General features: G+C 65.4%; 21 protein-coding genes. 5 read left to right on the top strand and 16 right to left on the bottom strand.

The window, feature by feature from the left end; all coding sequences use genetic code 11:
• Positions 1-9: 9 nt before the first annotated feature.
• On the bottom strand, positions 10-318 hold the full coding sequence (gene rplU, locus ACTU6V_RS11410; protein WP_443469360.1) for a 50S ribosomal protein L21: 309 nt from the start codon (positions 316-318) through the stop codon (positions 10-12).
• A gap of 215 nt (positions 319-533) precedes the next feature.
• Between rplU and ACTU6V_RS11405 the strand changes: the two genes are divergently transcribed.
• Entirely contained in the window at positions 534-803 is a 270-nt protein-coding gene (locus ACTU6V_RS11405) for a DUF4031 domain-containing protein (RefSeq protein ID WP_443469361.1), read from the top strand.
• On the opposite strand, the gene ACTU6V_RS11400 is transcribed toward ACTU6V_RS11405, so the two are convergent.
• Positions 765-3,047, bottom strand: coding sequence for an Rne/Rng family ribonuclease (locus tag ACTU6V_RS11400; protein ID WP_443475642.1), 2,283 nt, complete (start codon positions 3,045-3,047; stop codon positions 765-767). The two genes, ACTU6V_RS11405 and ACTU6V_RS11400, sit on opposite strands and share 39 nt — an antisense overlap.
• A gap of 281 nt (positions 3,048-3,328) precedes the next feature.
• On the opposite strand from ACTU6V_RS11400, the gene ACTU6V_RS11395 reads away from it, so the two are divergent.
• Entirely contained in the window at positions 3,329-3,946 is a 618-nt protein-coding gene (locus ACTU6V_RS11395) for a vitamin K epoxide reductase family protein (protein ID WP_443469363.1), read from the top strand.
• A gap of 69 nt (positions 3,947-4,015) precedes the next feature.
• Here the strand turns inward: ACTU6V_RS11395 and ndk are convergent, their stop codons facing one another.
• From ndk to ACTU6V_RS11355, 8 genes are all read right to left on the bottom strand, one after another.
• On the bottom strand, positions 4,016-4,432 hold the full coding sequence (gene ndk, locus ACTU6V_RS11390; protein WP_417511404.1) for a nucleoside-diphosphate kinase: 417 nt from the start codon (positions 4,430-4,432) through the stop codon (positions 4,016-4,018).
• Between the two features lies 1 nt (position 4,433).
• Positions 4,434-4,853, bottom strand: coding sequence for a DUF4233 domain-containing protein (locus ACTU6V_RS11385; RefSeq protein ID WP_443469364.1), 420 nt, complete (start codon positions 4,851-4,853; stop codon positions 4,434-4,436).
• Positions 4,850-6,202: a bifunctional folylpolyglutamate synthase/dihydrofolate synthase gene (locus tag ACTU6V_RS11380; RefSeq protein WP_443469365.1), complete on the bottom strand. Its 1,353-nt coding sequence runs from the start codon at positions 6,200-6,202 to the stop codon at positions 4,850-4,852. The genes ACTU6V_RS11385 and ACTU6V_RS11380 overlap by 4 nt, the downstream gene beginning before the upstream one ends.
• Positions 6,195-9,542: an isoleucine--tRNA ligase gene (gene ileS / locus ACTU6V_RS11375; protein WP_443475641.1), complete on the bottom strand. Its 3,348-nt coding sequence runs from the start codon at positions 9,540-9,542 to the stop codon at positions 6,195-6,197. The genes ACTU6V_RS11380 and ileS overlap by 8 nt, the downstream gene beginning before the upstream one ends.
• A 319-nt stretch (positions 9,543-9,861) precedes the next feature.
• Positions 9,862-10,704 carry a DUF559 domain-containing protein gene (locus tag ACTU6V_RS11370; RefSeq protein WP_443475640.1) on the bottom strand — a complete coding sequence of 281 codons (843 nt, stop codon included), beginning with the start codon at positions 10,702-10,704 and terminating at the stop codon, positions 9,862-9,864.
• Positions 10,705-11,007: 303 nt separating this feature from the next.
• Positions 11,008-11,181: a hypothetical protein gene (locus ACTU6V_RS11365; protein ID WP_443475639.1), complete on the bottom strand. Its 174-nt coding sequence runs from the start codon at positions 11,179-11,181 to the stop codon at positions 11,008-11,010.
• Positions 11,178-11,867 carry a hypothetical protein gene (locus ACTU6V_RS11360; protein WP_443469369.1) on the bottom strand — a complete coding sequence of 230 codons (690 nt, stop codon included), beginning with the start codon at positions 11,865-11,867 and terminating at the stop codon, positions 11,178-11,180. The genes ACTU6V_RS11365 and ACTU6V_RS11360 overlap by 4 nt, the downstream gene beginning before the upstream one ends.
• Positions 11,864-12,016 carry a ribbon-helix-helix domain-containing protein gene (locus ACTU6V_RS11355; protein ID WP_443475638.1) on the bottom strand — a complete coding sequence of 51 codons (153 nt, stop codon included), beginning with the start codon at positions 12,014-12,016 and terminating at the stop codon, positions 11,864-11,866. The genes ACTU6V_RS11360 and ACTU6V_RS11355 overlap by 4 nt, the downstream gene beginning before the upstream one ends.
• Positions 12,017-12,055: 39 nt before the next feature.
• Between ACTU6V_RS11355 and ACTU6V_RS11350 the strand changes: the two genes are divergently transcribed.
• Positions 12,056-12,706, top strand: coding sequence for a pentapeptide repeat-containing protein (locus tag ACTU6V_RS11350; RefSeq protein WP_443469371.1), 651 nt, complete (start codon positions 12,056-12,058; stop codon positions 12,704-12,706).
• A gap of 11 nt (positions 12,707-12,717) precedes the next feature.
• On the opposite strand, the gene ACTU6V_RS11345 is transcribed toward ACTU6V_RS11350, so the two are convergent.
• Genes ACTU6V_RS11345 through ACTU6V_RS11330 form a run of 4 tightly spaced genes read right to left on the bottom strand, consistent with a single transcriptional unit; the run spans position 12,718 to position 17,570 of the window.
• A complete protein-coding gene (locus ACTU6V_RS11345) occupies positions 12,718-14,205 on the bottom strand; it encodes a dipeptide ABC transporter ATP-binding protein (RefSeq protein WP_443469372.1) in 1,488 nt (495 codons plus the stop codon).
• Positions 14,205-15,014: an ABC transporter permease gene (locus ACTU6V_RS11340; protein ID WP_443469373.1), complete on the bottom strand. Its 810-nt coding sequence runs from the start codon at positions 15,012-15,014 to the stop codon at positions 14,205-14,207. The genes ACTU6V_RS11345 and ACTU6V_RS11340 overlap by 1 nt, the downstream gene beginning before the upstream one ends.
• Positions 15,011-15,973 (bottom strand): ABC transporter permease, encoded by a 963-nt coding sequence (locus tag ACTU6V_RS11335; RefSeq protein ID WP_443469374.1) that lies wholly within the window; start codon positions 15,971-15,973, stop codon positions 15,011-15,013. The genes ACTU6V_RS11340 and ACTU6V_RS11335 overlap by 4 nt, the downstream gene beginning before the upstream one ends.
• On the bottom strand, positions 15,954-17,570 hold the full coding sequence (locus ACTU6V_RS11330; RefSeq protein WP_443475637.1) for an ABC transporter substrate-binding protein: 1,617 nt from the start codon (positions 17,568-17,570) through the stop codon (positions 15,954-15,956). Before ACTU6V_RS11330 ends, ACTU6V_RS11335 begins: the two co-directional genes overlap by 20 nt.
• A 169-nt stretch (positions 17,571-17,739) precedes the next feature.
• Between ACTU6V_RS11330 and valS the strand changes: the two genes are divergently transcribed.
• Both valS and ACTU6V_RS11320 read left to right on the top strand, forming a co-directional pair.
• Positions 17,740-20,316, top strand: a complete 2,577-nt coding sequence (gene valS, locus ACTU6V_RS11325) for a valine--tRNA ligase (RefSeq protein WP_443475636.1) — start codon at positions 17,740-17,742, stop codon at positions 20,314-20,316.
• On the top strand, positions 20,316-20,531 hold the full coding sequence (locus ACTU6V_RS11320; RefSeq protein ID WP_443475635.1) for a hypothetical protein: 216 nt from the start codon (positions 20,316-20,318) through the stop codon (positions 20,529-20,531). Before valS ends, ACTU6V_RS11320 begins: the two co-directional genes overlap by 1 nt.
• 1 nt (position 20,532) lies before the next feature.
• Here ACTU6V_RS11320 and ACTU6V_RS11315 read toward each other — a convergent pair whose 3' ends face one another.
• Positions 20,533-20,766, bottom strand: a complete 234-nt coding sequence (locus ACTU6V_RS11315) for a hypothetical protein (RefSeq protein ID WP_443469378.1) — start codon at positions 20,764-20,766, stop codon at positions 20,533-20,535.
• Positions 20,763-21,383 (bottom strand): ArsR/SmtB family transcription factor, encoded by a 621-nt coding sequence (locus ACTU6V_RS11310; RefSeq protein ID WP_443469379.1) that lies wholly within the window; start codon positions 21,381-21,383, stop codon positions 20,763-20,765. The genes ACTU6V_RS11315 and ACTU6V_RS11310 overlap by 4 nt, the downstream gene beginning before the upstream one ends.
• Positions 21,384-21,418 lie beyond the last annotated feature (35 nt).

The raw sequence follows: 21,418 nt of genomic DNA, 5'->3' as shown, positions 1-21,418 counted from the left end.
CTCTTCTGCTTACTTGATGCCGGTGATCTTGACGCGCGTGAGCTCCTGGCGGTGGCCCTGACGCTTCTTGTAGCCGGTCTTGTTCTTGTACTTCTGGATGATGATCTTCGGGCCGCGGAGGTTGCGAATGACCTCGGCGGTGACCTTGACCTTCGCCAGCTTGTCGGCGTCGGTGGTCACCGTGGTGCCGTCAACGAGGAGCACTGCGGGAAGTTCGATCTTCTCGCCCTCAGCCGCCTGCACACGATCGAGCTGAACGATCGTGCCGACCTCGACCTTCTCCTGTCGCCCACCGGCGCGCACTACTGCGTAAACCACTTGATACCTGTTTCGTTGGGGAGCGGAAAGCTCCGGAAATCTCACGGGAAGACTTTGCCTGCGTTCGTCGCAGGTCTGACGGGTACGAGCACAAGGCTGCAGCACATCGACCTCGACGGACGATTCAGCTCACGCACCAAGGGACCACTTTACCGGATGGAACGCACTCTCGCAAAGCGAGCCCCGTCCGTGTCGCCCCAGCTTAGGATCACGGAGTGAGCATACTGATCGACGATGCCATCTGGCCCGCACACGGACGCCTCTGGGCGCATCTCGTCAGCGACCGGAGTCTCGAAGAGCTGCATACTTTCGCGCGCCGCAACCAGCTGCCGCAGCGATCCTTCGACCGCGATCACTATGACGTGCCCGAAGACGCCGTCCCGCGATTGATCGCGGCCGGCGCAGAGCATGTCGGCGGCAAAGAGCTGGTGCGCCGTCTGATCGGCTCAGGACTCCGAATCCCCGCTCGCGACCGTCGTTGGTGAGGCGTTCACAGTCACTGGAGTGCCTGTCAGTGCGGCCGTCGTCACCCGACGTCGACGTCCCTGCCCCGGAGCCTTAGGCTCTGGCAGCGCATCGAGTACCGAGTCCAGCAGCTGCTGAGTTTCGGTCTTCGGTGCGCCGTTCTTCTCCGAACCGCGCTTGCGACGCGGCTTCTTCGCGCGCTCCTGCGGTGCAACCTCTTCTGCCGCGGCAGCTGTGTCCAGCTCGACAACCACTTCGGCCGTCGGCGCGAGGGTGGACGCCGCGATCTGCGCAAGAGCCGACTTCGCGCCCTCGGGGATGCTGTGTGCGACGGGTGCGGCAGGCTGCGAGCCCTGGTTCTGCTGCGCGTTGCCGCCACGCTGGCGACGGTTCCCCGACTGTGAGCCCTGGGAGTTCGAGCGGTGCTTGACCACCGGATCGTGGTGAACGACGACGCCACGGCCGGCGCAGACCTCACACGCTTCGCTGAACGTCTCGAGCAGGCCGAGGCCGAGCTTCTTACGCGTCATCTGCACGAGGCCGAGCGAGGTGACCTCAGCGACCTGGTGCTTCGTGCGGTCACGGCTCAAGCACTCGATGAGTCGGCGCAGCACGAGGTCACGGTTGGACTCGAGCACCATGTCGATGAAGTCGACGACGATGATGCCGCCGATGTCGCGCAGGCGAAGCTGGCGCACGATCTCTTCGGCAGCCTCGAGGTTGTTCTTCGTGACAGTCTCTTCGAGGTTTCCGCCAGAGCCGACGAACTTGCCCGTGTTCACGTCGACGACGGTCATCGCCTCAGTGCGGTCGATGACCAGCGAACCACCAGAGGGCAGCCACACCTTGCGGTCGAGTGCCTTCTCGATCTGCTCGGTGATGCGGAAGGCATCGAAGGGATCGGTCTCGTCCTCGTAGGGTTCGACGCGCTCCAGGAGGTCGGGAGCCACGCTCTCCAGGTAGGAGCGGATGGTCTGCTGCGATTCTTCGCCCTGGATGAGCATCTTCGTGAAGTCTTCGTTGAAGACGTCACGGACGATCTTGACGAGAAGGTCAGGCTCGGCGTGCAGCAGCGCGGGCGCCTGCTGGCTCTCGACCTGCTTCTGAATGTGCTCCCACTGTGAGGTGAGGCGCTGAACATCGCGCGTCAGCTGGTCCTCGGTTGCTCCCTCGGCCGCGGTGCGCACGATGACGCCGCTGGACTCGGGCAGAACCTCTTTGAGGATGCGCTTCAGACGTGCGCGCTCGTTGTCGGGAAGCTTGCGGCTGATGCCGTTCATCGAACCGCCGGGAACATACACGAGGTAGCGACCGGGCAGCGAGATCTGGCTGGTCAGGCGTGCGCCCTTGTGCCCGATGGGGTCCTTGGTGACCTGCACGAGCACACGATCGCCGGGCTTCAGCGCGAGTTCGATGCGACGTGGCTGGTTACCGGTCTCGACGCCGTCCCAGTCGACCTCGCCGGAGTACAGCACGGCGTTGCGGCCGCGGCCGATGTCGACGAAGGCCGCCTCCATGCTCGGCAGCACGTTCTGGACGCGACCGAGGTAGACGTTGCCGATCAGCGAAGCATCCTGGTTGCGAGCGACGTAGTGCTCGACCAGCACCGCATCCTCGAGAACGCCGATCTGCGTGCGGCCGTTCTTCGACCGGACGACCATCTTGCGGTCGACCGACTCGCGGCGCGCGAGGAATTCTGCCTCGGTCACCACAGGGCGGCGGCGGCCAGCGTCGCGTCCGTCACGGCGGCGCTGCTTCTTCGCCTCGAGCCGCGTAGATCCCTTGATCGCCTTCGGCTCGGTGATGTACTCGACAGCCCGCTGACGCTGACGCGGTTCATCGCGTTGCTCGTCACCCTCGCTGCCACCACGGCGACGACGACCGCGACGGCCGGAAGGCGCATCGTCCTGATCGCTGTCTCGATCGTGATCGTGATCGCGGTCACGATCACGTCCTGGACGAGCCGGCAGCGCTGCGATCTCGGGTGCGTAGAAGTGCAGCTGGGTGGACACCCGCGAGACGAACACCTCAGGAATGAGGCCGAGCGTTACTGCGGTGACCGGCTCCGGCTTCGCCGGCACGGCCGGCTTCGCAGGCTCAGCAGCCTTCACGGGCTCGTCAGGCATGGCGGGCTCTTCGATCACCTCTGCCACTGCTTCGACAACCGGCTGCGAGGCCGCGTCGGTTGATACGTCAAGCGCTACCGGAGTCGCTTCTTCCGCATCGAGGGTAGGGGTGTTGTTGTCATTCGTCTCATCGGCCATCTCTGGCGTACTCCCTGCGCGGGACACTCAGTGTTCCGCGAAATCTCGTGCGACGCCCGCGGGTGTCGCTAACTCAATCGATCTGCGACCGGCTCATGGCTCTGATCGCGCGAGGCATTGGGCCCCGAAGTCTGCGGCGATGTGTTGTACGGCTGCACCGTGCTGTCCATCACAGGCCATTATCGCATCATGTTGGCCAGTTCGTGGCATCCGGGTGTCAACACGGTCGCGAATCGGTGCGCTCTCGCCCGATCCATAGCGGACGCTGGGATAATCCCGATATGAGCGAGCAGCGTACCCGCCCCGTGTTCTATGCCATCTGGCTGATCATCGCCGGCGTAGTCGGATGGTGGGCGGCATTCCAGCTCACGCTCGACAAGCTCATCCAACTCGAGAATCCGGATGCGGATCTCAGCTGCAACGTCAGCGTGATGATCCAGTGCGGAAAGAACCTCGACTCATGGCAGGGAGAGATCTTCGGGTTCACCAACCCGATCATCGGCCTCGCCGGGTGGATGGCACCCATCTTCATGGGCGTCGCGCTGCTTGCCGGCGCACGGTTCCCCCGCTGGTTCTGGGCGACGTTCGGTGCGGGCGTCACGTTCGCGTTCGGTCTGGTGTGCTGGTTGATTGGGCAGAGCCTGTACGCGCCGAACCTCGGTGTGCTCTGCCCGTGGTGCATGCTCACGTGGGTGGTGACGATTCCGACCTTCTTCGCAACGATGGTGCACCTGTTCCGAAACGGCACCTTCAGCAGATCCGAGAGGACGCAGGAGAACGCCGGGCGCCTGATGGCATGGGTTCCGCTCGCCACGATCCTCGCGTACGCCATCGTCATTCTGCTGGCGCAGCTGCGCGGCCTCGACCTGCTGGGTGAAGTCTTCGGGATGCTGTTCTGACCCGGCCTTGATACGACGAAGCCCGTCGGAGTCTCTCAGAGAGAACCGACGGGCTTCGTGCTGTTCAGGTTAGGAGAACCAGATGCCCAGCTCACGCTGAGCGGATTCGACGCTGTCCGAGCCGTGAACGAGGTTCTGCTGCACAGCAAGGCCCCAGTCGCGGCCGAAGTCGCCGCGGATGGTCCCAGGAGCCGCCGTCGTGGGATCGGTCGTGCCCGCGAGCGAGCGGAAGCCCTCGATGACGCGGTTGCCCGAGAGGCGGAGCGCGACCGACGGTCCGGACATCATGAACTCGAGCAGCGGCTCGTAGAAGGGCTTGCCCTCGTGCTCGGCGTAGTGAGCGGCGAGCAGCTCGCGTTCGGGCTGGACGAAACGGATGTCGACGAGCACGTAGCCCTTGGCCTCGATGCGGGCGAGGATGCTGCCGGTGAGACCGCGGGCGACGCCGTCGGGCTTGACGAGGACGAGTGTTTCTTCAGTGGCCATGTCAGTCGCTCTCTGTGTGAGGTTGGGTTTGTTCTTGGTTCGGATTCGCGTCGATCGGACGGCTGGCCTCCAACCGGGGCCCCATGATCGTCGCATATGCCCACATGCCGCCGAAAATCAGCACGACGAGCACGATGGCGGGAACGAAGATGGCCGACAGTGCGACGACCACCTGAAGTGCCCAGCCGGCCGGGATCGCCCACGGCTTCGTGATCATTCCCGCGACGACGATCATCGCAAGTGCGACGATGACGCCGCCGATGATCGCCCACCACTGCGGGATGCTCTCCGGAAGGGTCTTCAGCCCGAAGATCGTGAACCCGGCGAGGATCACGACGATCGCTTCGAATCCGAGGACGACCGGGGCGAGCTTCTGCGCGAGCGTGCGAGGCGCCCGGATGCGGCGCGGTGTGCCACTCATGCGCGCCACCCCGACTTCCAATCCTCTTCTTCGGCGAGGGCGATCGCCTCACCGGCGAGCACGATGGAGCCGGCGATCACGACGGCACGACGCTCGGACGACGCCGCCCACTCACGGGCCGCATCTGCGGCATCTGCGAGTGAGTGGTGCACGGTCGCTCGATATCCGGCGCTCTCGATGATATCTGCGAGGGAATCAGCATCGCCCGCGCGATTCGACTCGGGCACCGTGGCGAAGACGTGAGCTGCTGCGGGTGCGAGGGCGGCGACGATGCCGGCGGCATCCTTATCGGCGAGAACGCCGAGCACGAGGCCCCACTCGTCGAAGTCGAAGCTGTCTTCGAGCGACTGCGCAAGCGCCCGGGCGCCGTGCGGGTTGTGCGCGGCATCCACAACGACTGTCGGTGCGATCCCCAGCAGCTGCAGTCGGCCAGGCGACGTCGCGCCCTGCAGGCCATCGGTGATGATGTCGTCGGCAATGCGCTGCGACCCTGCGCCGATGAGCGACTCGACCGCGGCGACAGCCAGAGCAGCGTTGTGCCCCTGGTGCGCACCGTAGAGCGGCAGGTACTCTTCGACGTAGTTCCCGGCGATGCCACGGATCGTCAGAAGCTGACCCCCGACGGCGAGCTTCTGCTCTGCGAGACCGAACTCTTCGCCCTCGAACGCGATCGTGGCGCTGTGCTCAGCGGCCACGCGCCGCAGTACCGCGGCGGCCTCTGCGGGCTGCTCTGCGGATACGACCGCGGCGCCCTCCTTGATGATGCCGGCCTTCACAGTCGCGATCTTCTCAATTGTGTCGCCGAGACGGTCTGCGTGGTCGATCGCGATGGGCGCGAACACCGCGACGTCGCCATCGGCGGTGTTCGTGGAGTCCCACTCGCCGCCCATGCCGACTTCGAGCACAAGGACGTCGACCGGAGCATCCGATGCCGCGACGAACGCGAGAACGGTGAGCAGTTCGAAGAAGGTGAGCGGTGCGTCGCCCGCCTTCTCGAGCTCAGCATCCACGATGCGGGCGAACGGCTCGATCTCGTCCCAGGCGTCGGCAATCGCGGCATCCGCGATCGGCTCGCCGTCGATCATGATCCGCTCGGTGAAGCGCTCCAGATGCGGGCTCGTGAACAGACCGGTGCGCAGTCCGTGCGCGCGCAGCAGACTCTCGATCATCCGCGCGGTCGACGTCTTGCCGTTCGTTCCGGTGAGGTGCACGACGCGGTATGTCTTCTGCGGGTCATCGAGCAGCTCGAGGACGCGGGCGGTGCGCTCCTTGCGAGGCTGCACCCACCGTTCCCCTGCCCGTTCGAGCAGCGCGTCGTAGACGGCATCCGCGCGGTCACGCTCAGACATTTTCCACTCCATCGATGTTCGAGTCGATCGTCACGACGATCGGGGCCTTGTGCGATCCGAGCGCTGTCGAGCCGGTGCGGAATACACCATCACCCGGGCTGGTGACCGTCTTCACGAGCTCATCCATCTCATCCGTCACCTGAACCGCAAAGCCGATGGCGAGAGTCTCCCCCGCGATCAATTCGGCGTGCGCCCGCAGCGCCTCCGCGTTCGCGGGCGAGACGTTCAGCGCGAGCACGATCCGGTCGCTGACTTCGAGACCGGCATTCTTGCGGGCTTCCTGCACCACGCGGATCGCGTCACGCGCCATGCCCTCTGCCTCCAGCTCAGGCGTGGTCTGCGTATCGAGAAGCACGAACCCGCCACCGGGGACGAGTGCGAGCGCTTCTCCCTCAGGTCGGCCTGCGGTCTCGAGAACGAGGTCGTACTCCTGAGGTTCGAGCGCGATTCCGTCGACGACGACGACACCGTCCTTTTCCTCCCAGAAGCCCGCACGCGCACCCGCGATGACGTGCTGCACCTGCTTGCCGAGGCGGGGCCCCGCAGCACGCGCGTTGACGCTGAGACGGTGGCTGATGCCGTACTCGGCAGCAGTCGTGTCGGTCAGTTGAACGAGTTCGACGGACTTGACGTTCAGCTCCTCACGAAGGATGTCCTCGAACTGGCCGAGGGATTGCGCCACAGCAGAGACGACGGTGAAGCGCGCGAGCGGCAGACGCACGCGCAGCTTCTCCTTCTTGCGCAGCGCGTTTCCGACGCTGGAGAGCTCGCGAACAGCATCCATCGCCTCGCGGATGTCGTCGGCGGAGGGGAACGCGTCAGCGTCGGGCCAGTCCGTCAGGTGCACACTGCGTCCGCCTGTGAGGCCCTGCCAGATCTTCTCGCTGACCAGCGGCACGAGAGGCGCGGCCACGCGGGTCAGCGTCTCGAGCACCGTGTACAGCGTGTCGAACGCGTCGGTTCCGCCTTCGGCGCCGACCCAGAAGCGGTCGCGCGAGCGGCGGATGTACCAGTTCGTCAATACCTCGGCGAAGTCACGCAGACGCGCGGATGCCGTGGTCGAGTCGAGCCCGTCGAGATCCGTTGCCACATCGCGCACGAGCTCGCCGAGGCGGGACAGGATGTAGCGGTCGAGCACATCCGTCGAGTCGGTGCGCCAGGTCGCCTCGTAGCCGCCACCAGACGCGTTGGCGTACGTGGCGAAGAAGTACCAGGAGCTCCACAACGGAAGCAGGAATTCCCGCACGCCCGAGCGGATGCCTTCCTCAGTGACCGCGAGGTTTCCCCCGCGCAGCACCGAGCTCGACATGAGGAACCAGCGCATGGCGTCGGAACCGTCACGGTCAAGGACCTCGGAGACGTCCGGGTAGTTGCGCAGCGACTTCGACATCTTGTAGCCGTCACTGCCGAGCACGATGCCATGGCAGCTGACGCCAGTGAACGCCGGCCGATCGAACAGCGCAGTAGAGAGCACGTGCATGACGTAGAACCAGCCGCGGGTCTGACCGATGTACTCGACGATGAAGTCCGCCGGCGAGTGCGAGTCGAACCACTCCTGGTTCTCGAACGGGTAGTGCACCTGCGCGTAGGGCATGGAGCCCGAATCGAACCAGACATCGAAGACGTCCTCGATGCGGCGCATGGTGCTCTTGCCGGTGGGGTCGTCGGGATTCGGCCGCGTCAGGTCATCGATGTACGGCCGGTGCAGGTCGATCTCGCCCTCGGGGTTGCGCGGCAGGGTGCCGAAGTCGTGCTCGAGCTCTTCGAGAGATCCGTAGGCATCGACGCGCGGGTACTCGGGATCGTCGCTCTTCCAGATCGGGATCGGCGAGCCCCAGTAGCGGTTGCGGCTGATCGACCAGTCGCGGGCGCCTTCCAGCCACTTGCCGAACTGGCCCTCCTTGACGTTCTCGGGCACCCAGGTGATCTGCTCGTTGTTCGCGAGCATCTTGTCCTTGATGTCGGTAACGCGGATGAACCAGCTCGAGACAGCCTTGTAGATCAGGGGGTTGCGGCAACGCCAGCAGTGCGGGTACGAGTGCACGTAGCTCTGCTCGCGCAGCAGGCGCGCGTTCTCCTTGAGCAGGCGGATCAGCGGGCGGTTGGCATCCATCCACAGCTGGCCTGCGACATCCGTGACGCTCGAGAGGAACTTGCCGCCGTCATCGAGCGAGAGGATCGTCGGGATGCCGGCGGCGTTCGTCACGCGCTGGTCATCCTCACCGTAGGCCGGGGCCTGATGGACGATGCCGGTGCCATCGGTGGTGGTGACGTAGTCATCGACGAGGATGCGCCAGGCGTTCTCGGTGCCCCAGGTCTCAGCATCCGCGTAGTAGTCGAAGAGACGGTCGTAGGTGATGTCTTCGAGGTCGGCCCCGCGGTGGGACGCCTCGACTGCGGCGAGCGCGTCCTCGGTCGCCTCGTAGCCGAGGTCCTTCGCGTAGCCCGCGAGGAGGTCACGGGCGATCAGATAGCGGTGCGCGGCGCTTTCGGCCACGTCATCGCCGATGTGGATGTCGGCGGCGCCGTTCGGACCTGCCGGCACGACGACGTAGTCGATGTCGGGCCCGACGACGAGTGCGAGGTTGGTGGGCAGGGTCCAGGGAGTCGTCGTCCAGGCGAGAGCGCGCACAGCGGTGAGGCCGAGGGATTCGGCCTTCGCGCCGGTGAGCGGGAACGTGACGGTGACCGACGGGTCCTGGCGATCCTGGTAGACATCGTCATCCATGCGCAGCTCGTGTGCGGACAGCGGCGTCTCATCGCGCCAGCAGTACGGCAGCACGCGGTAGCCCTCGTATGCGAGCTCCTTGTCGTACAGGGTCTTGAACGCCCAGAGCACGCTCTCCATGTAGCCGAGGTCGAGCGTCTTGTATCCGCGGTCGAAGTCGACCCAGCGCGCCTGGCGGGTGACGTAGGCCTTCCAATCCTCGGTGTACGCGAGGACGGAGTCGCGAGCCTTGCCGTTGAAGACATCGATTCCCATGTCTTCGATCTCGCTCTTCTCGGTGATCCCGAGCTGCTTCATCGCTTCGAGCTCTGCGGGCAGGCCATGCGTGTCCCACCCGAACACGCGATCGACCTTCTTGCCGCGCATGGTCTGGAAGCGCGGGAAGAGGTCTTTGGCGTACCCGGTGAGCAGGTGACCGTAGTGCGGTAGGCCGTTGGCGAAGGGAGGGCCATCGTAGAAGACCCACTCCTCGGCGCCCTCGCGCTGATCGATCGACGCGCGGAACGTGTCGTCGCTCTTCCAGAACGCAAGAACGTCCTGCTCGATCTCCGGGAACCGAGGACTGGCAGCAACGGCTGCGGGGCCGAAGGCGGAGGTGCGGGGGTAGGTCATGTGCGCTCGCAGTGTCGTGGATGGATGCTGCGCAAGGACGACCCTCTGTCTTTCACAAGGACCGCGGTACCACCTCGCGTGCGGCGCCTCTCGGCGCTGCCACTCTCACTGCGGCGATGACGGGCCTGCCCCGCTCGGTTCTACTGGGCCTCGCGGCCGTTCTTCCGAGTGCTCCCCGGTGATGGCCGGATCAAAGCATGTACGCCCATTGTACGCGGCTTTGGTGCGGGCGCTTCGCTCGGAGATGTACACGTTCTTCGGAGCCATACCCGGAATCTGATCCGAAGGAGCTGCACTTCTCCGAAGAAGCTGCGCTGCTTCACGCGGCCAGATGCAACCCCAGTGCCACTGACCGCATGATCAGGTCCTGGACCATGGGCCAGTCGTGCATCAGCTGCTGGTAGCTGACCCTGATCACGTGATAGCCCATGAGCCGCAGCTCGGCGTCGTGCCTGATGTCTTGGCTGCGCTGCGCGCCGACATGATGCTTGCCGTCTATCTGCAGTACGAGACGTTCCCCGATGAGCGTGTCCACTCTGTGCCCGGCGATCCATATCTGGCTGAGGATCCGCAACCTCAACCACTTCAGTCTCGAGCGCAGGTACGTCTCCGTGCCGGCATCAGCAAAAGGATCAGCTTCGGCGAGAATTGCGCGCGCTGCAGGCTTCCAGTCGTATTCGACAAGGCCCGGCAACGTCACGAGGTGCTGATTGAGCGCCGACTCCCAGGTGGCGAGGGCACGCTCGAAGGGCTCACAATCTGCCACCAGCGCGAGCACGTTCTCGATCGGGTCGACCAACACGTCCGGATGCCGTGGAACGAGAGGCATCGACCAGTGCACATGCACGCGCCCGGTTGACACGCTCGTCCCCTTCGGTTTCGCGGCGACATGGAACTTTTCCGGTTCCCCGTGCACCCACAGACCGAGCCTTGCAGCCTGGGTCACACAGCTCACGACAACACTGGTTCTGGCTGCGGCGACAAGGATCGGTTCGGCGCCCTGGGCAGCCACCCAGCCTCGACGGATTCGGATGAGCTGTCCAGATGCGACTGGCTGCTCGAGGGAGCGACGCGCGATGCCGTGGGCTCTCAGTCGTTCAGTGCGCACGACACCGCCCAGCTCAACAACGAGCTCGACTGGGTCAGGACCATTCGGATGCATCCTGTGATTCTGCGACGCGCAGGGCATCTCCCGGGTCCGAGAACACTCGAACCGTGCACAAGTTCCGGGAATCCACAGTTGTGCAGTACCAGTCAGCCGCGGCATTTCTCCGTGTGCTTCGCTCGGAGATGTACACGTTCTTCGGAGCCATACCCGGCATCTGATCCGAAGGAGCTGCACTTCTCCGAAGAAACTGCCCGCGTGGCTACGCGAGTAGTCCGAACACGGCGACATCGTGCCGGGCGGCTGCCCGTCCTGCAGCATCACCGTCGGAATCGCGGTTCCACCGATGAATCACCTCAGCTACTCGCGGTTCCACTCGTCGTCGGTGCCGTTCACGTCGAAGGCGTGCGCCCACGGCTCCCACAGGCGCAGCCGTTCGATGTTCGTTGCCTCCACATCGCGCACTGCGCAGGCCATCGCTGGCGTCCGCAGTGCGAGGGTGACACCGTCTCCCCGATCGCGTTCGAACCTCATCGTCGGTGATAGCCGTGCAGGTCGTCCTGGGCGCCGTTGATCCAAATCTCATCTCCTCCGTCGGGGTCGGGGATGCGGATGGTCCGCGCAAAGGCCTCATCGACGACGGATGCCTCGAACCCGGCATCCTGCAGCCTCGTTGCCAGCGCGTCGAGATCACCGCGCGCTTCGAAAGACACCCCGATCCGAGGCTCCCCTGCATGCAGCCCGACCGCCCCGCCTCCAGCGACCATCTCGATCCACCCGCCGCGATCGGCTGCGATGCCGCCGCGAAGGCCGAGCGCCTCAAGGATCGCCCGAGGCTCATCGAGGTCGCCTTGGAACCAGATCGGTTGAACGGCGACCTGCCCTGCCCCCTGCTGGGCAGCACCTTCGGACACCGAGATCGATACACCGGATGCCGTGCGCACGACAAGCATGTCCCCCACTCCGTCCATCGTCGTCGGAGTGACGGCGAAGGACGAAAGAGCGGATGCCGCAGCATCCAGATCCGCGACGACGAGGTGAATGTCGACCATGCCTGCTCGGTGCCCAGCCGTCGCCCTGTGCACAGCCAGGACTCCGTCCGCGTGGAACTCCGCCCACTCGGGCACAGGCGGGAACGGTGCCACGAAGCCGAGAGCTTCCACAAGAGCCCACCATCGCTCCGCGTGATCCGTGTACACGATCTGCTGAACCACGCTCATGACTTCTCCTCCAGATACCCGCGCAGTGCCACTTCAACGAGCGCAGACAGGCTCGTGTTCTCATCGATTGCCCGGTGCTTCACATCGCGGACGAGCTCCGGCGGCAGATACACGTTGAACTGCACCTTCTTCGACTCACTTGCTTGCATGCTAGCAACATAGCACACACTGACGGGTACCCTTGGGGAATGGCACGCAACACTGACTCCCTCGCCGCTCCGCGCGTCTCACCGCCCGATCTGCCGGAGAATCTCGCTCTTGCGGTGCCGCAGCGCAATGCCGATCTGATCGCTGCACGTCTCGACCTGACCGGCACCGCAGATCTCGCCCACTCCTCGATCGAGCAGTGCGTGATCGCCGCAGACGTCGATCTGCTCGACCTCACCGGCGCCACGATCCTCGACGTTGCGATGCACGATGTGCGCGCGGCATCCATGCCCCTGCGCAACGCGAGCATCCGCCGCCTGCGCATCGCCGGCGGACGCATCGGCACCCTCGATCTCAGCGGCGCACGTATCGATGAGCTCGAGCTGCGGGATCTGCGCATTGATTACCTGAACCTCGGCGGGGCAAAGGCCCGCGACATCGTGATCGCGGACTCCGCCATCCGCACACTCGACCTACCCCAGGCAGAACTCACCCGCGTCAGCTTCGAGAACGCTCGCAGTGAAGAGGTCGATCCGCGCGGACTGCGCGCGAAAGACGTCGACCTGCGCGGACTCGACGCGATGGCATTCACCGATGCGAACAGTCTGCGCGGTGTGACGCTGACGACTTTCCAGGTGCAGCAGCTCGCTCCTGTCATTGCGGCCGGGTTGGGGATCCGGATCAGCGACTGACGCTGCGCACCTCACTCGCCGGAGGCGGCCAGCAGTTCCTGAGTGAACGGATGCTGTGGGGCATTGAACACGGCAGCCACCGACCCCTGTTCGACAACAGCACCGTTCTGCATCACGAGCACGTCGTCGGAGACGGCCGCGACGACGTCGAGATCGTGAGAGACGAAGATCATCGTCAAGCCGCGATCGCGCTGCAGCCGTCCGAGCAGCTGCAGCACCTTTTCGCGCACGGAGGGATCCAGCGCCGAGACGGGCTCGTCGAGCACCAGCACGTCAGGATCCGCGGCGAGCGCCCGTGCGATCGCCGCACGCTGCCGCTGCCCGCCCGAAAGCTGCGCCGGGCGCCGGGTGGCGAGATCAGGCGCAAGATCGACTTCTGCCATCAGCACCGCGACCCGGGCGGCACGCAAGGCCCGCGGGACTCCCCCTGCGGCGAGCGCCTCACGCAGTGAGCGGCCCACGCTCCAGCGGGGATCGAACGCGCCGAGCGGGTTCTGGTGCACGAGCTGCACACGGTGCTCTCCCACCCAGCGCAGATCACCGGCATCAGGTGTCTCGACTCCGACGATCATTCGAGCGAGCGTCGTCTTTCCAGAACCCGACTCCCCCACGATCCCCAGCGTCTGTCCCTGCAGCAGGGTGAACGCTGCGTCCATGACCGCCGGCACACCCGAGAACGACTTCGAGACGTCGATTCCGGTGAGAACTGCGTCTCCGAGCCCGAACCGGTCCGTCCGCGGCTCATGGGCCGTCGCGGCGATGAGCTCGCGCGTGTAGGCCTCAGCGGGAGCATCCAACACGTCTGCAACAGTGCCCTGCTCGATCACGCGTCCTGCACGCATGACGAGCACACGGTCGGCGACCCTGCGCACTGCCGCGAAGTCGTGACTGATGAAGACGATGGCGGTTCCGGCATTCGCGATATCGCGAAGCAGCGCCAGAACATGAGCCTGCACCGTGGCATCCAGAGCCGTGGTCGGCTCATCCGCGATGAGCACGACCGGCTCTCCTGCCAGCGCTGACGCGATCAGCGCACGCTGCCTGAGCCCACCCGACAGCTCGTGCGGATATTGCGCCGCCCGCTCAGGGGGCGACGGCATCGCGACAGATTCCAGCAGCTCCAGAGCACGCGCGCGGCGCCCTGCGCGCGACAGTCGCGTGTGAATCGCGAGGGGCTCGGCGACCTCCGCCCCGATTCGTCGCAGCGGGTCGAGCGAGACGAGGGCGTCCTGTGAAACCAGCCCGATACGGTCGCCGCGCACACCGCGCCAGTGCGTCTCTGAGAATCCACGTGCATCCACCCCGTCGATCTCCAGGCGCGAGGCGGTGACCTTGCCGGGCGCGAGCCCGAGAAGTGCGGATGCCGTCACGGACTTGCCCGCCCCCGATTCGCCGACGATCGCGAGGCACTCTCCCGGCGAGACCTCGAAGGAGACTCCATCGACGAGCACGCGGTTCCCGATGGCGATCGACAGGTTCTGCACGCTCAATACGCTCATCACACTCGCCCTTCCGCGCGCGCCCGCAGTGTGCGGCCGACGATCGTCGCCGAGATCACTGTGAGCGTGATGGCGAGCCCGGGGAAGACCGCGATCCACCATGCCGTGCCAAGAGAATTGCGACCGCCGGAGAGCATGAGGCCCCACTCCGCGGCAGGCTCGCTCTCGCCCAGCCCCAAGAAGCTCAAGCCCGCGATGGCGAGGATGCTCGACCCGATCCCGATCGTCGCCAGAATGCTCAGCGAACCCAGTACGCCGGGCATGACATGCCGGACGAACGCCCGCGCCCGCGGCACCCCGAGGATCCGGGCCGCCTCGACGTGCTCAGCGAGCGCCAGCGTACGCGTCTGCACCCGAGCGAGCCGTACGTACACCGGGATCGCGGCGATGGTCACAGCGACGGCGACCTTCTCCGGCCCAGGCCCGAGGATCGCGACGACGACGAGCGCGACCAGGAACTCCGGGAACGCCATGAGTACGTCGTTCATACGCATCGCCACGGCATCGACGGCACGAGGGGCGATGCCGGAGAGGGCACCGATGATGAGTCCGATGATGAGGGCGAGTGCCGTCGCGAGCAGACCGATGCCGACTGAGCGGCCGGCACCATGCACGACACGAGAGAACACATCGCGACCGCTCTGATCGGTTCCGAACCAGTGTGCGGCACTGGGGGCTTCGAGCGCGGCCCGCACGTCGGTCTGCAGTGGGTCGGCGGGGGCGATGATTCCAGGGAAGAGAGCCATTGCCGCCACGACGGCCAACACGAGTACGGCCGCGCCCAGCAGCATGCGACGAGAGAGCGTCATGCGCGCACCGCCCGTCGCTGTCGCGGATCGAGCAGCGGATGCAGCAGTTCGACGATGACGTTGACGATGACGAACACGAGTGCGCTGAAGAGAATGATCCCGGTGATGACCGGCAGGTCGCGGTCGGTGATCGCCGCCAGGGTGACGCGCCCGATGCCGGGTCGTGCGAAAACCGTCTCGACCAGCACCGCGCCGCCGAGCAGTGATCCCACCAGGTACGCCGTGAGCGTCAGAGCACCCGCCGCCCCGTGGCGGAGGGTGTGGTGAGCCGTCAGCCGGACCTGCCCCGCGCCGCGCGCACGAACAGTCGTTGCGAACGGCTGGCGTTCGGCGGCTTCGATGCCGTCTCGCAGCACCTGGCCGAGGAGCGCTGCCACAGGAAGCGCCAGCGTGACCGCAGGCAGCACGATCGTCGCGGGATTGCGGGTGCCGGACACCGGGAACCAGCCGAGCCCGAAGGCGAAGGTGCTCAGCAGAAGCAGACCGATCCAGAACACCGGCGATGACAGCACGATCAGCTCCACGCCGGCGACGACTCCCCGCCCGACGCGTCCGCGCACGAACAGTGCGACAGCAAGCGCGAGGACGAGCGCGATGACGAGCGCCAGAGCGGTCAGCTGCAGCGTCGAACCGAGCTGTCGTCCGATGACCTCCGTCACCGGCATCCGTAACTGGTAGGACTCGCCCAGGTTCCCCTGCACGAGCTGCCCGAGGTACGACAGGTACTGCTCGAGAGGTGGGAGGTCAAGTCCGAGATCGGCACGGATGCCGTCTTTCACGGCCTCGCTCACCTGAGCCTGCGGCCCGAGCATGACCGAGACCGGGTCTCCCGGAATCACCCGGAACGCGAGGAACGCCAATGTCGCCGCGCCCCAGAGGACGACGATGACGGATGCTACGAGCCCCGCGATCCGGACGAGAAGCGGTTTCACGAGCAGATCAGCCGACCGTGACCTCATAGAACAGCGGGCGACCGTACAGGTCGTACTCGAGGCCCGAGATCGTGTCGTTGTACGCGGTGATCAGCGACGGGCTGTACAGCGGAACGATCGCGGTGTACTCGGCATTCCATTGCTGCAGCTTCTTGTAGATGTCTGCGCGCTCATCGACATTGCTCGTCGAGATTCCCTGTTCGAGCAGTGCGTCGATCTCGGGGTCAGTGACCTGCGAGGCGTTCTGGAAGCCTTCGGTGTGCAGGTGGCTACGCAGCAGGTCGCCGTCGACACCGGAGAAGCCCCAGTCGGTGAGGTCGAAGGTCTTGGGACCATACTGCTCGTTGTAAGCCCCCGGTTCGAGAACCTCGCGCTTGACCTCGAACCCGATCTCGGCGAGGTCGGACTGAATGGCGTTGCCGAGCGCGGCCTTGTCATCCGGGACCGGCGTCCAGGCGATCCAACGCGCCGAGAGACGCGTGCCGTCCTTCATGCGGATGCCGTCGCTGTCGCGCTCGGTCCATCCTGCTTCGTCGAGCAGCGCGTTCGCCGCATCCTGGTCGAAGGGCCAGGAGTCCTCGAGCGAGGCGTCGTATCCGGGGGTGGTGGAGCCGAGGATGCTCCATGCCCGCGGGAACTGACCGAAGAAGATCTCCTCGACGGCGGCATCGATGTCGATACCGCGAGCGAAGGCCTGACGGACCTTCTCGTCGGCGAAGACGCCGTACTTCTCATTCAGGTACAGCGAGTACGGCAGGCCCGGGTACTCGACGGAGTCGACCGTGAGCGTGTCAGGGAGTTCGACGGCGAGGTTCGGGGGGATATTGCTGGCAAGATCCGCCTCGCCGCTTTCCACAACACCGGCGCGCACGGATGCCTCAGGAAGCAGCTCGACCCGAAGGGTCTCGAACTGCGCGGCTTCTGCCCCGTCTGGGCCCCAGGTGTAGTCGGGGTTGCGGGTGTAGACGAGCTCCTGGTCGGGGGTGTACTCGGTGAGCTCGAACGGGCCGGTGCCGACGTTGATGCCGGGGCCCCCCGCTTTGAGCTGATCCGCGGAGGTCTCCAGCACTGCGGGCGAATAGAAGCCGAGGTTCGCCGTGCTCGCTGCCTGCAGGAAGGGAGAGTACGGCTGAGTGAATTTCACCTCGACCGTGTACTCGTCGACAACTGTCGTCGCCTCGTAGAAATTGGCGCCGAGCATGCTCGCGGCCTGAGCAGACGCGGTCTCGGGATCGACGATGCGATCGAAGTTCGCCTTCACTGCTTCAGCATTGAAGGGCTCACCATCATGGAAGGTGACATCGTCGCGCAGTTCGAACGTGTAGGTGGTGCTGTCGTCTGAGACCGTCCAGCTCTTCGCGAGCCACGGCGAGAACGAGCCATCGGCCTCCTGGAACACCAAGGAGTCGAGAATGGCGCGCTGCACCATGCCCGAGACATCGAGCTGGCTGGTCTGCGGGTCCATGTGTCCGGCAGCGAGGTTCGCTCCCTCGATGGCCCAGACGACCTCACCACCGCTTTGCGCACTGTCGTCGGCTGCGCCGGCACAGCCGCTCAACAGCAGAGCGGATGCCGCGAAGAAGGCGGTTACGGGAAGAAAACGGCGCACGAGAGAGGTGGGCATGCGAATCCTCAGAAAGGCGGAAGGGGTGCATTCAGTTTAGCGATGATTATTGGACGGGGTCGATTTAGGCCAGGATGCGTTCTGCGCACCGCCAGCTAGACTGTTGAGCGCATCCCACACACTCAGGCACGTACACACCGTGCCGCATACATCGCTCAAGGAGACCTCGATGTCAGCAATCCCCGACAAGCCCGCACTCGAAGGTCTCGAAGCGAAGTGGGATGGCGTCTGGTCTGAGCAGGGCGCCTACCTGTTCGACCGCCTGCGTTCCGCAGAACTCGGCCGCGAGAGTGTCTACTCGATCGACACTCCTCCGCCCACAGCATCCGGATCCCTGCACATCGGTCACGTGTTCTCCTACACGCACACCGATGTCAAGGCGCGCTACGAGCGCATGCGCGGCAAGAACGTGTTCTACCCGATCGGCTGGGACGACAACGGCCTGCCGACCGAGCGCCGCGTGCAGAACTACTACGGCGTGCGCGTTGACGTGACACTCCCCTACGACCCCGACTTCACCCCGCCGTTCGAGGGCAACGCGAAGAGCCTGAAGGCCGCCGATCAGCAGCCGGTGAGCCGCCGCAACTTCATCGAGCTGTGCGAGAAGCTCACCGTCGAGGACGAGAAGCAGTTCGAAGACGTCTTCCGCCAGCTCGGTCTCAGTGTCGACTGGACGCAGACCTACCGCACGATCTCCGATGAGACGATCCGCCAGAGCCAGCTCGGCTTCATCCGCAACCACGAGCGCGGCGAGGCGTACCAGGCCCTTGCGCCGACGCTGTGGGACGTCGATTTCCGCTCCGCGATCGCGCAGGCTGAGCTCGAAGACCGCGAGCAGCAGGCCGCGTACCACCGTCTCGCGTTCCACAAGACCGACGGCTCGGGCGACATCCACATCGAAACCACGCGCCCAGAACTGCTCGCCGCCTGTGTTGCTCTCGTGGCGCATCCCGATGACGAGCGCTACCAGCCGTACTTCGGCAAGACCGTGCGCACGCCGCTGTTCGATGTCGAGGTTCCGGTGCGCGCGCACCACCTCGCACAGCAGGACAAGGGTTCCGGCATCGCCATGGTCTGCACCTTCGGCGACGTGACCGACATGGTGTGGTGGCGCGAGCTCGACCTGCCGATCCGTACGATCCTGGGCCTCGACGGCCGCGTGATCGCAGAGGCTCCCGAAGCGATCACCTCAGAGGCAGGCCTTGCAGCCTACGCCGAGATCGCCGGAAAGACGGTCTTCAGCGCCAAGAAGCGCATGGCGGAGCTGCTCGAAGAGTCCGGCGAGCTGCTCGAGGTCTCCAAGCCCTTCAACCATGCGGTGAAGTTCTTCGAGAAGGGCGACCGCCCGCTCGAGATCGTCTCGACGCGCCAGTGGTATATCCGCAACGGCGCCCGCGACGAGGACCTGCGCGATCAGCTCATCGCACACGGAAAGCAGCTCCAGTGGCACCCGGACTTCATGCGCGTGCGCTACGAGAACTGGGTCGGTGGCCTCACCGGCGACTGGCTGATCTCGCGTCAGCGCTTCTTCGGTGTTCCGCTGCCCGTCTGGTACGGACTCGATGAGAACGGCGAGCGCGACTACGACCGCGTGCTGATGCCCGCTCCACAACTGCTGCCGATCGATCCGACGATCGACGTGCCGGCAGGCTACACGGAGGACCAGCGCGGCAAGGCAGGGGGCTTCGAGGCCGAGACCGACATCCTCGACACCTGGGCGACCTCGTCGCTCACCCCTCAGCTGGCCGGCGGCTGGCAGCGTGACGAAGAGCTGTGGAACCTCGTCGCCCCGTTCGATGTGCGCCCTCAGGCTCAGGACATCATCCGCACCTGGCTGTTCTCCACCATGCTTCGCTCGACCCTCGAGGACCAGCGCTCGCCCTGGAAGCACGCGTCGATCTCCGGCTTCATCGTCGATCCCGACCGCAAGAAGATGTCGAAGTCCAAGGGCAATGTGGTCACGCCCGCTGACATCCTCGACAAGCACGGTTCGGACGCTGTGCGCTACTGGGCAGCCTCCAGCCGCTTGGGCGTCGACGCCGCGTTCGACCCGCAGAACCCCACGCAGATGAAGATCGGTCGCCGCCTGGCGATCAAGATCCTCAACGCTGCGAAGTTCGTGCTGTCGTTCCCGGTCTCCGAGGGCGCGCAGGTCACGCACGCTCTGGATGCTTCGATGCTCGCTGCCCTCGACCAGGTGGTTGCTGATGCCACCGCGGCGTTCGATGCCTTCGATCACGCCCGCGCGCTGGAAGTCACCGAGTCGTTCTTCTGGACGTTCTGTGACGACTACCTCGAGCTCGTCAAGGAACGCGCCTACGACCAGACCGACGTCGGACAGCCCTCCGCCGCGCTCGCGCTGCACATCGCGCTGTCGACGCTGCTGCGTCTGCTGGCCCCGGTCGTGTCATTCGCGGCCGAAGAGGCCTGGAGCTGGTTCGAAGAGGGTTCGATCCACACCGCCGCATGGCCGACCGCCGGCGAGCTCGCCGGCGGAGATGCCACGGTGCTCGATGTTGCCAGCGCTGCGCTGATCGGCATCCGTCGCGCGAAGACGGAGGCGAAGGTTTCTCAGAAGACGCCGGTGTCACGCGCTGTGATCGCAGCTCCCGCTGACTCGATCGAGGCGCTTCGCGCCGCTGCGGGGGACCTCAGCGCCGTGGGACGCATCGCCGAGCTCGAGATCGTGGCAGGCGACGAGCTCACCGTCACAGAGATCGAACTCGCTCCCGTGGAGGAGAACTGATGCAGCTGGGTACGCGCTGGCCGGCGGGGTCGGAGGCTCCGGCCTCCATTCCTGCCGTACTGCGCCCAGCCATCGCCGAGGTCGAAGCACGCGGTCTGGGCGGGCACTGGACTCTCACGTGGCTCGAGGGCCGACCGATCGCTGAATGGGATGCCGGCTGGGAAGTCTTCCAAGACGCGTCGGGCGAGGTCATCGCCCGCCCCTTCCAGGACTGACTCAGCGCCGCGGCATCCCCATCTGCGCCAGCAGGTGGTCCGCCGCCCGCGGGTCTGCCTTTCGCGTCTGCTCCGCCTGGATCGACGCGAGCATCGCGTCGCGTCGGTCTTCCCGACGCTCGGCACGAGCTGTCGCCCATCGGGCGACCGTCTCGGCGACCCCGATCGACCACCGCTCGAGTGAGGTCGCACCGCGCGGAACAGGGTATGTACGAGTTACTGCTACTGCGCTCATGATGCGTTCTCCTTCTTGTTCTTGAGGTTCTTGAGGGGGAAGACGTCAGCGCGGACGCTGACCCGGCGAACACCGTCGCCCTTCTGCTCGCGGTATTTGTCGGCGGCCTCATCGATGACTGCTTCGATCTTCTTGATGAGGTCGGTGGTCTGAGCCGCGGTCATGCTGATGCCGCTAGTCATCGACGAGCTCGCGTCGACCCATTCGACCGGTTCCCGGTCGATCCCACCGACGAAGTAGTCCATGAGCTCGTCGTGGCGCCGACGCATTGCCTCTGCGACTGCCACCTGGAGCGCCGCTTCGCCCGCAGGCGATCCCTGCACAGCACGCGAGTCGTAGATGATGCCGCCGGGCGGGCGCTCCCACCAGCGCTCGCGGCCGCCGCGAGTGCCCTCGAGCTCACGGATGAGATCGTGGCGGGCGAGCGAGCGCAGGTGGTAGCTCGTGGCACCCGAGGACTCCCCCAGGATCTCGGCGAGAGTGCTAGCTGTCTGCGGCCCCTCCTGCTCGAGGATGTCGAAGATCCGCACGCGCAGCGGGTGAGACAGCGCGCGGAGCGCTCCAGCATCCAGCACACGACGCCTGCCGGCCCCAGGGTTCTTCTCGTTCTCGGTCATATTGCAAAGATATCTTTGCAACGCTTTCTTTGCAA

The organism is Microbacterium zouquanmingi, from assembly GCF_052266675.1.
Taxonomy (GTDB): Bacteria; Actinomycetota; Actinomycetes; order Actinomycetales; family Microbacteriaceae; genus Microbacterium.
The sequence above is the reverse complement of the archived record's forward strand: the minus strand, read 5'-3'. Positions and strand labels throughout refer to the sequence as shown.

Coding starts and splice junctions, on each gene's coding strand:
- ACTU6V_RS11400 (WP_443475642.1), bottom strand. CDS start 3,047: ATGGCCGATGAGACGAATGACAACAACACCCCTACCCTCGATGCGGAA.
- ACTU6V_RS11395 (WP_443469363.1), top strand. CDS start 3,329: ATGAGCGAGCAGCGTACCCGCCCCGTGTTCTATGCCATCTGGCTGATC.
- ndk (WP_417511404.1), bottom strand. CDS start 4,432: ATGGCCACTGAAGAAACACTCGTCCTCGTCAAGCCCGACGGCGTCGCC.
- ACTU6V_RS11385 (WP_443469364.1), bottom strand. CDS start 4,853: ATGAGTGGCACACCGCGCCGCATCCGGGCGCCTCGCACGCTCGCGCAG.
- ACTU6V_RS11380 (WP_443469365.1), bottom strand. CDS start 6,202: ATGTCTGAGCGTGACCGCGCGGATGCCGTCTACGACGCGCTGCTCGAA.
- ileS (WP_443475641.1), bottom strand. CDS start 9,542: ATGACCTACCCCCGCACCTCCGCCTTCGGCCCCGCAGCCGTTGCTGCC.
- ACTU6V_RS11370 (WP_443475640.1), bottom strand. CDS start 10,704: ATGCATCCGAATGGTCCTGACCCAGTCGAGCTCGTTGTTGAGCTGGGC.
- ACTU6V_RS11365 (WP_443475639.1), bottom strand. CDS start 11,181: ATGAGGTTCGAACGCGATCGGGGAGACGGTGTCACCCTCGCACTGCGG.
- ACTU6V_RS11360 (WP_443469369.1), bottom strand. CDS start 11,867: ATGAGCGTGGTTCAGCAGATCGTGTACACGGATCACGCGGAGCGATGG.
- ACTU6V_RS11355 (WP_443475638.1), bottom strand. CDS start 12,016: ATGCAAGCAAGTGAGTCGAAGAAGGTGCAGTTCAACGTGTATCTGCCG.
- ACTU6V_RS11350 (WP_443469371.1), top strand. CDS start 12,056: ATGGCACGCAACACTGACTCCCTCGCCGCTCCGCGCGTCTCACCGCCC.
- ACTU6V_RS11345 (WP_443469372.1), bottom strand. CDS start 14,205: ATGAGCGTATTGAGCGTGCAGAACCTGTCGATCGCCATCGGGAACCGC.
- ACTU6V_RS11340 (WP_443469373.1), bottom strand. CDS start 15,014: ATGACGCTCTCTCGTCGCATGCTGCTGGGCGCGGCCGTACTCGTGTTG.
- ACTU6V_RS11335 (WP_443469374.1), bottom strand. CDS start 15,973: ATGAGGTCACGGTCGGCTGATCTGCTCGTGAAACCGCTTCTCGTCCGG.
- ACTU6V_RS11330 (WP_443475637.1), bottom strand. CDS start 17,570: ATGCCCACCTCTCTCGTGCGCCGTTTTCTTCCCGTAACCGCCTTCTTC.
- valS (WP_443475636.1), top strand. CDS start 17,740: ATGTCAGCAATCCCCGACAAGCCCGCACTCGAAGGTCTCGAAGCGAAG.
- ACTU6V_RS11320 (WP_443475635.1), top strand. CDS start 20,316: ATGCAGCTGGGTACGCGCTGGCCGGCGGGGTCGGAGGCTCCGGCCTCC.
- ACTU6V_RS11315 (WP_443469378.1), bottom strand. CDS start 20,766: ATGAGCGCAGTAGCAGTAACTCGTACATACCCTGTTCCGCGCGGTGCG.
- ACTU6V_RS11310 (WP_443469379.1), bottom strand. CDS start 21,383: ATGACCGAGAACGAGAAGAACCCTGGGGCCGGCAGGCGTCGTGTGCTG.